Origin of the sequence: Crocosphaera sp. Alani8 (assembly GCF_038442745.1) — a bacterium.
Taxonomy (GTDB): domain Bacteria; phylum Cyanobacteriota; class Cyanobacteriia; order Cyanobacteriales; family Microcystaceae; genus Crocosphaera.
In genome coordinates, this window is the sequence record NZ_JARVCN010000061.1 from 1 (window position 1) to 12150 (window position 12150).

Annotated in this window: 14 protein-coding genes; 5 read left to right on the top strand and 9 right to left on the bottom strand. The window is 39.1% G+C overall.

Features of this window, described 5'->3' with window-relative positions:
• Positions 1–6: 6 nt before the first annotated feature.
• From P9B04_RS04735 to P9B04_RS04750, 4 genes are all read right to left on the bottom strand, one after another.
• Positions 7–273 (bottom strand): hypothetical protein, encoded by a 267-nt coding sequence (locus P9B04_RS04735; RefSeq protein ID WP_342053849.1) that lies wholly within the window; start codon positions 271–273, stop codon positions 7–9.
• Positions 274–284: 11 nt separating this feature from the next.
• Entirely contained in the window at positions 285–647 is a 363-nt protein-coding gene (locus tag P9B04_RS04740; RefSeq protein WP_342053850.1) for a response regulator transcription factor, read from the bottom strand.
• Positions 644–1831 carry a response regulator gene (locus P9B04_RS04745; RefSeq protein ID WP_342053851.1) on the bottom strand — a complete coding sequence of 396 codons (1188 nt, stop codon included), beginning with the start codon at positions 1829–1831 and terminating at the stop codon, positions 644–646. The genes P9B04_RS04740 and P9B04_RS04745 overlap by 4 nt, the downstream gene beginning before the upstream one ends.
• A 220-nt stretch (positions 1832–2051) precedes the next feature.
• A complete protein-coding gene (locus P9B04_RS04750) occupies positions 2052–2525 on the bottom strand; it encodes a hypothetical protein (RefSeq protein WP_342053862.1) in 474 nt (157 codons plus the stop codon).
• Between the two features lie 48 nt (positions 2526–2573).
• Between P9B04_RS04750 and P9B04_RS04755 the strand changes: the two genes are divergently transcribed.
• From P9B04_RS04755 to atpC, 5 genes are all read left to right on the top strand, one after another.
• Positions 2574–3200: a low-complexity tail membrane protein gene (locus P9B04_RS04755; protein WP_342053852.1), complete on the top strand. Its 627-nt coding sequence runs from the start codon at positions 2574–2576 to the stop codon at positions 3198–3200.
• A 95-nt stretch (positions 3201–3295) separates the two neighbouring features.
• A complete protein-coding gene (locus tag P9B04_RS04760; protein WP_342053853.1) occupies positions 3296–3487 on the top strand; it encodes a hypothetical protein in 192 nt (63 codons plus the stop codon).
• A gap of 60 nt (positions 3488–3547) precedes the next feature.
• Entirely contained in the window at positions 3548–4432 is an 885-nt protein-coding gene (locus tag P9B04_RS04765; RefSeq protein ID WP_342053854.1) for an FkbM family methyltransferase, read from the top strand.
• 216 nt (positions 4433–4648) lie between these two features.
• On the top strand, positions 4649–6100 hold the full coding sequence (gene atpD / locus P9B04_RS04770) for a F0F1 ATP synthase subunit beta (RefSeq protein ID WP_342053855.1): 1452 nt from the start codon (positions 4649–4651) through the stop codon (positions 6098–6100).
• An 83-nt stretch (positions 6101–6183) separates the two neighbouring features.
• Complete coding sequence (gene atpC / locus P9B04_RS04775; RefSeq protein WP_342053856.1) at positions 6184–6594, top strand: ATP synthase F1 subunit epsilon; 411 nt, start codon at positions 6184–6186, stop codon at positions 6592–6594.
• A 64-nt stretch (positions 6595–6658) separates the two neighbouring features.
• Here atpC and P9B04_RS04780 read toward each other — a convergent pair whose 3' ends face one another.
• The 5 genes from P9B04_RS04780 to P9B04_RS04800 all read right to left on the bottom strand — a co-directional run.
• Positions 6659–7753, bottom strand: a complete 1095-nt coding sequence (locus P9B04_RS04780; RefSeq protein ID WP_342053857.1) for a metallophosphoesterase family protein — start codon at positions 7751–7753, stop codon at positions 6659–6661.
• Positions 7754–8036: 283 nt separating this feature from the next.
• The gene (ribBA, locus tag P9B04_RS04785; RefSeq protein ID WP_342053858.1) at positions 8037–9728 is read right to left on the bottom strand and encodes a bifunctional 3,4-dihydroxy-2-butanone-4-phosphate synthase/GTP cyclohydrolase II; all 1692 of its coding nucleotides are present in this window, start codon (positions 9726–9728) and stop codon (positions 8037–8039) included.
• Between the two features lie 233 nt (positions 9729–9961).
• Positions 9962–10096 carry a hypothetical protein gene (locus P9B04_RS04790; RefSeq protein ID WP_342053859.1) on the bottom strand — a complete coding sequence of 45 codons (135 nt, stop codon included), beginning with the start codon at positions 10094–10096 and terminating at the stop codon, positions 9962–9964.
• 3 nt (positions 10097–10099) lie between these two features.
• Positions 10100–10252, bottom strand: coding sequence for a nucleotidyltransferase family protein (locus P9B04_RS04795; protein WP_342053860.1), 153 nt, complete (start codon positions 10250–10252; stop codon positions 10100–10102).
• A 147-nt stretch (positions 10253–10399) separates the two neighbouring features.
• Positions 10400–12150: pentapeptide repeat-containing protein (locus P9B04_RS04800; protein ID WP_342053861.1), on the bottom strand; the 1751-nt coding region annotated here is incomplete at its 5' end.

Below are 12150 nucleotides of genomic sequence, written 5' to 3' on the forward strand. Positions count from 1 at the left end.
TTTGGCCTAAGTTTTCGCAGCGAGTGACCCCTGGCTTTTTGAGAAGATACCTTTTCCTTGCCAATTGATAATGCCTAATAGGGCTTGCTCTACCTCTGGTACAGGTAAAATAGTTGGTAGTTCTAAAGGATAAACCTCTTGTAATTCCCCCAACGGAAGTAAACCATCCGTGGTTGAATTGATAGGAAATCGTAAAAACTTCTCACCCTCTTCTAGTTGACTTAATTGGCGATTAATATCAAATACCGAAACACTTTCAGCTACTTGTACCACCTTGTTTCTCCTTAACCGATTAATTGATTGATAGTTTGCTGAAATACCTCTTTATTCAAGGGTTTTGTGAGGTAAGCATCAGCCCCACTCATGCGGCCCCAGGTTTTATCGATTTCTTTATTTTTAATGGAACAAATCACCACAGGAATTTGTTGGGTTAGGGGATCGGCTTTCAGTTTGCGACATAGTTCAAAGCCACTTTCTCCGGGTAAGATGACATCTAAAACAATTAAACGGGGTTTTTCTTGTTTGAGTCTTAGTTCCGCTTCTTCACCGCTAGTAACGCCTAAGACGGATAATCCTTGCTTTTGTAAATAACGGGTCAACTTTTCGGCTTCCACTCGACTATCTTCAACTAAAAGAATGTGACTCATGTTGATTCCTTCTGGGTAGATTTTTTTAAATGCTTATTCAAGACTTTGATAAATTCGCTAACCTTAACTGGTTTAGATAAAAAATCATTAGCCCCGGCCATTTTGGCTCTCATGCGATCAACTAAACCATCTTTTCCTGTCAAAATGACCACGGGTACATCTTTGAGACTGGAGGTTTTCCGCAGTTGAGTACAAAGCTCATAACCATTGGTTATGGGCATCACTAAGTCCAAAAAAATCAGATCGGGTTTGTTTTTTAAAAAGGAGGGAATTGCTTTTAGAGGCTTTTGAATGGCAATAAAACCAAGACCTTGTCTACTTATTATTTTTTCTAAAGAGCGACAAACGTTAGGATTATCGTCTACACAAGCAATTAAGGTTTTCTGGTTATGATCAACCTCTAAATGGTAAATACCACTTTTGTGATGATTGGGGATTTTAGAAAAACTGATGGCTTTCAGCTTTGCTAAAGGGAGCAGAAACAGCATGACGCTAACGATATCTAAACCCGTTTTCAGGGCTAAACTTCGCACATTCTCCCTATGATCAATCAGGGAAATGATTGACAACTGACTCTCCGACAAATTTTTCTGGGAAATGAGTTCTCGCTGCTTAATGACAGGAAAGAGGTTGGGAGAATAAGTGACTAAACCCTGATTTTGCCATTGTTGCCAAGTTTTTAGGCTTTGCTTAAGGGTGGGTATTACCTCAATCATGGGTAAGATCAACGTATGCTTGTTACTCGAATCATCGGGGATAATCTCGTAGGACAAGCAATTGCGGTTCATGTGACTAGATTGGATTAAATCAAAGAGAATTTCTTGGGTAACACTTAATGTCAATTCAGTTAACTGTTGCCGTTGAAGCAAACCTTGATTGAGGAAATGAACGAGGATACTACATCGGTCATTTGTATTAGCTGTTGAAGCTATCTTATCCAACCGAGGACCTTGCAACTCAGAAACAAATGACTCTAAATGTCTCTGCCATCGTTCTTGCGAGTTCCTCCCCCCGTCTGACCAACTTAAACGCCCTAGACGCAACCATAAGGTCCAGCTTGGATGATTAGCGATCGTGATATGCAAGCTCCCACTAAATCTAAGGTTAGTGAGTTCTTGTAACTGAATCAAGAACTCTTTTAACCCTACGTTTTTTTGTTTTATGGGTTTTTGAAGCTCTGACATAATTTAGCTTCGGTTTAGCTTAGTGTGTAACAGGCATTCCCAATAACTAAGATTTGACGATGATGATATAAGGGTTTGAGGTTAATTTCTGGAAATGTCTAACATTAATATTCCCTAAATGCCACAAAAAATTTACAGTTGGCATCTTTGTCTCAAAAATAACTTCTGAATCCTGTGCGATAGCGCCGGAACGGAGTGAGGAACTCCTGACTTCATTACCTTACTCATCCTTACGAATTAAATAGCTTTTCCAGACAGATTCCTGATTTTGTATTTTATTGTCCTTACTAAGAAGTCGCCAGGTTTTCCCCTCTGCTTGTCTTTGCAGATAAAGATCAAACTTATTTTTAGTTTGTTTAATTTGTTGGTGGGGTAAAGTAAGCTGTAAATTGTAGGTTCCTATTAAATGATAACTAGGTAGATTACTAATAGTAACAGTTTCTATTTCTTTAACATTGATGTTACTGATATTTAAGCCAGGTTTGCTTGTTTGTAACCGTTCGCTTAAAGGAATTAATCGTTGATTGAGTTGTAAAACGATCGCTTGTTGAACAATTTGACCATCTGGAGCAAACTCTAAGGGAACTGTGGTGGTTTGACAAGCGGTTAAAATGAAAGGAAAAAATATAACTAATAATCCCTTAATTAAGTCTTGTTTCTTAAGGGGTAAAAATGAGTAAATATTTGCTATGATAACCATGAGAATTGATAATTATTGTTCAGCTTGTCAAAGAAAAAAGCCATGAATAATTTCCGAATTGAACCCTTTTTATGGATTCATTTAGTCGGCTTAGCCATCGCTCCTCTCTTATTGGTTGTTGTTTGGATAGGATTAGCAGTTGGAGACCCGTGGCTATTCTATCGGCTAGAATTAGTATTAGTTGGGACTGTTGGAGTCGTGCCAATACTTTGGATGCAGTGGACAAAACCTTTCGACTTTTTTGGGCTTCTTTTTTTTGCCCTTAGACCCAACAGTTTAACAGAAGAACAACGGAAAATATTAAAGCTTTTGAAAACTAGAAAAAATAAAATTTTTCACGGATTCGCGGCCATAGGACTACTGGGAGTTGGTTGGTTACTTTATCAATCAGCCCCAATCGTAACAGTGACAGCGTCTATGTTACCACAGTGGCGAATTTTGGGATTGATTATTGCAGCGATCGCTTTTTTACTTTGTAACCTATTTATACAGGTTTCTATCAGTATTTTAGGGGTATTATCTACCTCAGACAAAACCTGGTCAGCAACTGAGGCTATTTCTTCAGATCAGGTCACCAAGGAGTTTACGGTGATAGGATTACGAGTGAGTAAAATCTTTTTAATTCCCACCCTTAACCCATCATCCACTGTTACAGAAAAAACTTCATGATTTGTTCAGGATGGTGTAAAAAATATCAGTCGTGACCCAATGACTCGAGTTATGCTATAACCTGAGACATTAGATAGAAATCCATAGATATACTGATGACAAACTCAACCATGACAGGAAACCAGCAAACAGAAGCCGCAGTTTGGGACACTCTTCAACACGCCATTGCTGAGTGTTCCGGGTTCCAACAATGGCAAGCACAACACCAAACAGCCACCGATATGGAACCCCTCCCTCAACAAGTTCGCTCTTATCTCAAAGAGACCTTGGAAACTCTAGCTTATTAACCTCGTAATGGAGGGCTTTTCGCCCTCATTTTTTTTATTAATTAAGATGTTAATTTTTAGATGAGAACTAAGTATAACTTTGCACAATTAGATCAAGAGATTTTTAAGACACTGAAAAATCTAGACTATCATCCCGAGGTTATTTTTGATGTGGGTGCATCTAATGGATATTGGTCTTACTTAATCCATGAGATTGTTCCTGATGCGACATACCATCTATTTGAACCATTGGTAGATCATATTCCTACCTATACTTCAATAATGGAGAGCAATCTAGAAAAATGCCCCAACTTTACCCTCCATAAGTATGGGTTAGGGGAAAAAAGCGAAGAAAAAATCATGTCGATTTTTTCAGAAGGATTTGGTAGCACCCTTCTAGCTATGGATGAAAACCAAGACTTAAAAAAAATCTCTGTACCTATCCTAACGATGGATGAGGCCATAAAACAGTTTAATTTACCCCAACCGCAAGTTATCAAAGCAGATATTCAAGGGTTTGAACTAGCCATGCTCAAAGGAGCAACTGCCACTCTTCCAAAGACAGATGTATTGCTATTAGAAGCTTGGGTTTATAGAGGTTATACCCAAGAATGCGCTTTGCTATTAGAGATTATGAATTGGTTAGCTAAGTTCAATTTTTATCTTTGGGATTATGGGGATTGTTTCCGAGAAGACAACGGAAAATTGCAGACAATTGACTGTGTTTTTGTCAATGGGAAAACTTTACCCTCATTAGCACCATTGTCGTCCTACGAACCAAAAAGAGACGAATCTATCCAAAATCTCGAAGCTGAACTAGAAAGCTATAAATCTGAATTAGCAAGGTATCAAAGCGAGAACTTAAACCTTGCCGAAGAAATAGTGGCCATGAAATCCAGTAAATTTTGGAAACTGAGACGTCAGTGGTTCAAACTAAAACGCTGGTTAGGACTCAAGGTCTCTTAAAATGATTTATAGGGGACCATAACAAAACCTAACTAACCCGTTCCCCCAACGACCGAGAAGTGGTAATCTATAGGGTGGCAAAAATAACCATAGAAATCTTCACCTTACTCGGTGTTAACCCTGAGCTTTGGCTGGCTCGACTTCCCCATAGCCCAAGGGTTAAACAATATCGCTCAGCGAAATTAATCAATTAATCCCTAAACATCAAAGATAAGCATGGTAGCTACAACACAAGAAACAAGCGTTGGTAAAATCACTCAAGTCATCGGTCCTGTAGTCGATGCTGAATTTCCTAGTGGTAAATTACCTCGTATTTATAATGCCCTCAAAGTAGAAGGCACCAACTCTGCGGGAGAAACCGTTTCCGTTACCTGTGAAGTGCAACAGTTACTCGGTGATAACCAAGTTCGCGCCGTTGCCATGAGTGGGACCGATGGTTTAGTCAGAGGTATGGAAATTTTGGATACAGGTTCGCCCATTAGCGTTCCTGTGGGTAAAGCCACCTTGGGGCGTATTTTTAACGTTTTAGGGGAACCTGTGGATGAAATGGGAGACGTGGGCAACGAAGAAACTTCCCCAATTCACCGTCCCGCCCCCAAATTAACGGACTTAGAGACCAAACCCAAAGTCTTTGAAACGGGGATTAAGGTTATCGATCTTCTTACCCCCTATCGTCAAGGCGGAAAAATCGGTTTGTTTGGCGGAGCAGGTGTGGGGAAAACCGTTATCATGATGGAGTTGATCAACAACATCGCCATCCAACACGGGGGTGTATCCGTGTTCGCTGGAGTAGGGGAACGGACTCGCGAAGGAAATGACCTCTACAACGAAATGATCGAATCTAAGGTAATTAACCCCGAGAACCTCTCAGAATCGAAAATTGCCCTAGTTTACGGACAAATGAACGAACCCCCTGGAGCGAGAATGCGGGTGGGTTTATCTGGTTTGACCATGGCGGAATACTTCCGTGATGTTAACAAGCAAGACGTATTGTTATTTGTTGATAATATTTTCCGTTTCGTTCAAGCTGGTTCTGAGGTATCTGCACTCTTAGGACGGATGCCTTCTGCTGTGGGATATCAACCCACTTTAGGAACTGATGTAGGAGACTTACAAGAGAGAATTACCTCTACTAAAGAAGGTTCTATTACCTCCATTCAGGCGGTTTATGTCCCTGCGGATGATTTAACCGATCCTGCCCCTGCTACTACCTTCGCTCACTTAGACGGAACCACTGTATTATCCCGTGGTTTAGCTTCTAAAGGCATTTATCCTGCGGTTGATCCCCTAGATTCTACTAGCACCATGTTACAGCCCAGTGTTGTTGGTGAAGAACACTATGATACCGCTCGTGCTGTGCAATCTACCCTACAACGGTACAAGGAATTACAGGATATCATTGCTATTCTGGGATTAGACGAATTGTCAGAAGACGATCGCCGCACCGTAGATCGGGCCCGTAAGATCGAGCGTTTCTTGTCTCAACCTTTCTTTGTAGCAGAAGTATTTACCGGCTCACCTGGTAAGTATGTGTCTTTGGCAGATACAATTAAGGGTTTCCAGATGATCCTCGACGGAGAATTAGACGATCTCCCTGAACAAGCCTTTTATTTAGTGGGAGATATCAACGAAGCTAAAGCCAAGGCTGAGAAACTAAAACAAGCATAGGTCTTGTTCTGTTTGTATTACTGGTAGGGGTGTGCCAAGGTTCCCCTCTACTAGGCACTAATCACCTATCATCAATTACTGATATGCCATTAACAGTTCGTGTAATTACTCCCGATCAGACCGTTTGGGACGGTGACGTAGAAGAAATTATCCTACCCAGTACCTCGGGACAACTGGGAATTTTAGGTGGCCACGCCCCCCTGTTAACTGCCTTAGATACAGGTGTGCTACGGGTACGTCCTGATAAAGACTGGAAGAGTATCGCTGTCATGGGTGGCTTTGCTGAGGTGGAGCAAGATGAAATAAAAGTCTTAGTCAACGCGGCTGAAGCCGGAGACACCATCGATAAAGAAGCAGCCAAAACAGAGTACAACACCGCTCAAACCCGTCTAGAAACGGCTAATAGAGGTGAAGATCGTTTGGAGCAAATGCAAGCAACAAACGCATTTAAACGCGCTAGGGCCCGTCTTCAAGCGTCTGGCGGTTTAGTTTAACTTTCCCTTTGGAGACAGAATACTTTTTTGTCTCCAATTGTTATATTTTTGAAACGAATCTAGTTTAAGATAAATCTTTTCTAATAATGTTTCCAATAGACTTAGGTAAAGTTTGAATATTAATTACTTGTAAGGTTTTCATATTATAAGTTGTATAGATAGTTTCTTTTGATTCCAGAGAAATGTCAGCTACTGTGAGGGTTTTTTGAGCAGGTAAGTTACTATTTAGCAGTTGACGGGGACCTCCTCCTAATGCCCCACTATGGAACAATTCTAGTTTACCTTTTTTACCTAGATAATAGGCATGATGATGACCACTAATATAACTATGCACGTCGTACTTTTCTAGGAGACTTTGTAATTTTTCTCCTTCTGCAATGTAGTTTCCTGGGGTATTTCTTCCTACTGCAATGGGATAAAGAGGTAAATGACCGATCGCAAGTCTTAGTTTAGCTTGTTTTGCTTGTGGACTATTTAAACTATTTTCTACCCAAGTTAGTTGTTTTTGGTCAATAATATGAGTGGAAGCATCCCAAACTAAGTAAAAAATATCTTGTTGTTGAAAACTATAATAAAAGGGAAAGTTAGCTTTATCAATAAAGTTTAATCCTGGGTTATGGTTAGGGTTATTCCAATAGGCAGAAGCGAGGTTTCTTTCTTGTGCAAAGGTATATTTCCCTTGACTGATGGAACCGGAACCATCGTGGTTACCAATGGTTAACCCGAAGGGAATGGCCGCTTGTCTTAAAGGTGCAGCAACATGAACATCGAATGCTGACCACATGGCCTCTATTTGTTGCTTAGTTAATGACCTTTTTTGGCCTGCTACCATGTCCCCTCCACACAACACTAAATCAGGTTTCCATTGAGGTACTAAATCTATGGCTTTATCTATTTCTGGATCGTAATCTGTGGAGCCATATTGACTGTTTAAATCGCTAATAATAACAATTCTAACATCTCCTTTAACCGGAGCAAATAAACCCTCTGGGGCAATAGCTACAGGTTGATTAATTGGTGATTTTTCTGCAATTTCGGAGACTGTGTTATTAGATAAATCAGATTGCGATCGGTTAAAGAATTGATGTCCTACGTTAGCCACTCCAATTCCAACTAATCCACCTGTAAATATTATAAATTGACGACGATTATAAAGCATTACATTATTAATTGAAGACAATAAGAGTTAGTTTTTTATTGTTTTTGAGGGGTAATTGTTGATTGTACTGAGTCAATAGTATGCAATTTTGTGAACCAAGATTGAACATAAGGATATATTTTTTCCCAATGTTCATTGATACGTAAATTATGATAACAGAAAGAACAAAGAACAGCAATATCAGCCATTAAATAAGTGTCTCCTCCTAATAAATACTCTGTTTGACTTAGTTTTCAAACACAGTAATCAGAAGATAAATGTACCTATGTGTAAAAAGATTAAATTAAGCGGTAATTGCCCACTGTTCGTCGCTAAAACTATAAATAGTTTGTCTTTTCCAAGGAAGGGTACATTGAGAGGGTTTTGTATCTAAAGAAAAGGGATAACGCTTTAATTTACCTTGCAATCCTGACATGGGATCATCTCCTGAAGAAATTAAAAATTCTAGGCGTTTGATATTATCCCAAGCGGCTAAGTTATCCAGAATAGTAATGATAGCTTGTCCGTAGGGGTGGTTCTGGTTTCTATGCCAATTATCATCCACCATTTTAGCTTGTTCAAATCCTAGATGAAAGATTAAAGAAGGTTGTTCAAATAAGGCGATCGCCACTGGTCTTGCTTCTTCTTGTAATAATAATTGCATAGACCGACTAAGTTCTCGTACTTGTTGCAACTTTTCGTATCTTTCCGTAATTGTTACTGGTATCTCTTCCCACTCAATAGCAATGGTTATTAAAAAGGTTCGCAGGAATAAGTGTCCCAATTTTTGGGCTTTTGTGGATAAATAACTGGAGTTATAAGTATTGGGTTCAATTAACAAGGGAACCCGTTCTACTACCTCTAAACCATATCCTTTTAAACCAGCAATTTTTCGGGGGTTATTGGTAACTAATTTGATTTTTTTTACCCCTAAATCATTCAAAATTTGAGCACCCATTCCGTAGTCTCTTAAGTCCGCAGGAAACCCTAATTTTTCGTTAGCTTCTACGGTATCTAGTCCCATATCTTGCAAAGAATAGGCTTTTAACTTATTAATTAACCCTATTCCTCGTCCTTCTTGTCTTAGATACACTACAACCCCCGAGCCTTCTTTTTCTATCATTTGTAAGGCGGTTTGTAGCTGCATCCGACAGTCACATCTGAGGGACCCTAAACCATCCCCTGTTAAACATTCTGAATGCACTCGTACCATTACAGGATGATCTTTAAACTCACTGGGATCGCCTTTAACAATGGCTACGTGTTCTGTTTCGTCTAAAACGTTACGATAAGCGTAGAGTTGAAATGTGCCAAACTGACTGGGTAACTGACAGACTGTTTCTCGATAAACAAAGCGATCGTGTCGCAGACGATAACTAATGAGATCGGCAATAGTTATTAGTTTCAGGTTGTGTTTTTTTGCGTATTCAAGCAGTTCCGGTAGTCTGGCCATGGAACCATCGGGGTTTTGGATCTCACATATTACTCCTGCCGGGTAAAGTCCAGCAAGTCTGGCTAAGTCCACAGCAGCTTCTGTGTGGCCAGCACGTTTGAGAACTCCTCCTGCTTTAGCCCGCAGGGGGAAAACATGGCCGGGACGGGTTAGATCCTCTGGTTGGGTGTTAGGATTGATAGCGACTTGAATGGTGCGGGCCCGATCTTCTGCGGAGATACCAGTGGATACTCCAAGATGGGGAGACGCATCGATACTGACGGTGAATGCAGTTTGGTTACTGTCGGTATTTTTCGTAACCATCAGAGGGAGATCTAACTCGTCTAACCGTTGTCCATTCATGGCTAAACAGATTAGTCCCCGTGCCTCTACTGCCATGAAATTAATCAGGTTAGTGGTGGCAAATTGAGCAGCGCAGATTATGTCCCCTTCGTTTTCACGGTTTTCATCATCTACGACAATGATTGCACGGCCTGCTTTAATGTCGGCTAAAGCAGCGTCAATGGAGTCAAATTGAGTGATTATGCTTTGTGTCGCGTCCACAGGTAATGATTTTAATGAGCGTAGGTTTTCTTCTCCTAAATTGTAGCGAATTCTCAGAAGATGGAAGGGATCAACATATTCCTAATAGATTTCAAAGCTAAAGTTGATTTAGAAAAATTTGCATATCGGTGTTAAAATTTTCATGACATTGATTAAATCCAGAGTTTGATTGATTTTAGTAACTAATTTTTCTAGGTTATGGCATTCTTTAAGGATTTTGTCTTTTAAATGGATCATAATTCTATTCCTTGATTAATAGCATCTAATATATAGGGTTTTGCCTTTTCTGCTTCTACTAAATCTATTGAAAAATACTCAGGAATTTCTAATAATAATCCTACAGCATTAAAATATTTTTTCTCTGGCAAGTTTCAAACCGCCAGATCAATATCAGAATCCTTATTCATATCTTCATAATTTAATAAAGAGCCGAATAAAATAACTTTTGTTACTCCATACTTATATTGAAGAAATTTAGCACATTTTCTAGCAATTATTAACCCTTGCTTCTGTTTTTCTTTCATCTCTGATAAAAATTGTTTTTGCTCCAGTCTTGTAGCTATAATTTGAGTGATGATTTGTTATTTCTTAGATTCTGTTAAATATTCCATGTTATTGCTTTCCATAGGTCTCATTATCAAGCAATCGCCAGTCATTAATAATTAACTGATTTACAGTCCTAATAATTCGCTAATTGCTGGTAATAATTCATTACATTCTGTGACTAACTTTGTGGCGGTTGGTAAAGTAGAAACGATACCCAAAATAGCATTTTTAGAAAGTTTTGCCATCTTTTTTAGGTTACTATCTTCGGGATTTTTCGCAGATTCTGTAATATTTTTAACACTGTCTAATACTTCGGTTTTTGTCTCATCATTAATATTATCTTCTGTTTCTATAGCAATTTTTAATTGACTTAATAGCTCTTTTATGCTAATTTGTCCATCTTCTGTATTGTCGGGTAACTGTTTAATATTATTACTAACTTTGCCTTTAATCTCCCCTAAGTTGATTATGGAGTTAGTGGCGTTCATATCTCCAGTGGTGATATTTTTGCTGTTGTCTGAACTATTATTCACGGTGTTACTGTTGTTAGTAATATAAGTTGGAGAATCTGTAAAAGATTTTATTATTTTCATTATATCTTTTTTGTGTTCTTTTTCTGCTGCTAGTAGGTTTCTAGTATTTTCTTCTTTTAATTGGAGTTCATAAAATTTATCAAATGTATTTTCTATCTCACCTTTATCAGCATCTTCAGGAACTTCTACGGTCACTAAAACATCGTTTCCTTTTCTTTCAAAACCCTGAATATTATCATAACCAATATTGGGATTTTCTTCGACAATTTTATCAAAGGCAGTTTTAAAAGCTTCGGGTTTAATTCCATTTTTTACTAGGAGCTGTACTGTATTAATAATTTCTTGGTACAGTTTCTTAAAGTCTCCGGGTTGAAACATTTTATTAGGATCATAGGGACGGCGTTCCCTATGTCCGTCTTGATTCTCTTTTTCTAACAAAAACAAAAATAGACAGTCAACCTTATCTAAAATAGTAGTTTTATCGATGTTCCAAGCTTCAATACAAGCACCGGTTAAATTACACCTTGTAAAGTTAGTATTGATGGCAGAAACTTGGCTTAAATTTGCCCCTTCTAGGTTAGTGGCTCGCAAACTAGCATCATTAAGATTACACTGTTTCAGGTTGGCTTGATTGAGGTTTGCTCCGTCTAAGTTTGCTCCTTGTAAGTTGGCATCGAAGTAAGATTTTTTGTAACCATATCCTGTGGTTAATAACTCCCTAACATGAGGTTGAGAAAGTATCGTTTTTCCTGGACGAATACGATCCAATTTTTCGGCTTTTTTGAAGCAAGTACGGGTTAAAATAGCCTCTCTGAAATCTGTACTTTTTAACCTTGTTTGGCTCAAGTTAGCATCAGTAAGATTAGCTTTTCTAAAGGTAGTGCCACCGCTTGCCGCAAAGGCAACGACAAAGTTTTTTATCCAAGCATCTCTGGGATCACCTTTCATGGCACGATAGGCGATAAAAGAGGCAAGTAGGGTTAACGTTACGACTAGGGGATGGGCTACTATTTCGGCTACAGGGGAGGCTATGAAAGAGGATATAATTCCAGCTAAGGCTATAGCAAAGGTAAAGGCTATGATTCCAGCTAAGGCAAAGGCTATGACTCCAGCTAAGGCAAAGGCTATGGCTATTGCTATGACTCCAACTGTGACTCCAGCAAAGGCCATGACTCCAGCTATAATTCCAGCAAAAGCCCCAGTAAAAGCTATGTCCCCGCCTTTGACTACTTCTCCTGTGAAGCCGGAGACAAGGGATAGAATAGAAGCTAGGGCTATAGCAGAGGTTATGATACCAAATCCGCTCTTTTTAACCCCCTTATAAAACCCTTTACTAATAGATG

Coding starts and splice junctions, on each gene's coding strand:
- atpD (WP_342053855.1), top strand. CDS start 4,649: ATGGTAGCTACAACACAAGAAACAAGCGTTGGTAAAATCACTCAAGTC.
- P9B04_RS04765 (WP_342053854.1), top strand. CDS start 3,548: ATGAGAACTAAGTATAACTTTGCACAATTAGATCAAGAGATTTTTAAG.
- atpC (WP_342053856.1), top strand. CDS start 6,184: ATGCCATTAACAGTTCGTGTAATTACTCCCGATCAGACCGTTTGGGAC.
- P9B04_RS04780 (WP_342053857.1), bottom strand. CDS start 7,753: ATGCTTTATAATCGTCGTCAATTTATAATATTTACAGGTGGATTAGTT.
- P9B04_RS04760 (WP_342053853.1), top strand. CDS start 3,296: ATGACAAACTCAACCATGACAGGAAACCAGCAAACAGAAGCCGCAGTT.
- P9B04_RS04740 (WP_342053850.1), bottom strand. CDS start 647: ATGAGTCACATTCTTTTAGTTGAAGATAGTCGAGTGGAAGCCGAAAAG.
- P9B04_RS04745 (WP_342053851.1), bottom strand. CDS start 1,831: ATGTCAGAGCTTCAAAAACCCATAAAACAAAAAAACGTAGGGTTAAAA.
- P9B04_RS04755 (WP_342053852.1), top strand. CDS start 2,574: ATGAATAATTTCCGAATTGAACCCTTTTTATGGATTCATTTAGTCGGC.
- P9B04_RS04795 (WP_342053860.1), bottom strand. CDS start 10,252: ATGAAAGAAAAACAGAAGCAAGGGTTAATAATTGCTAGAAAATGTGCT.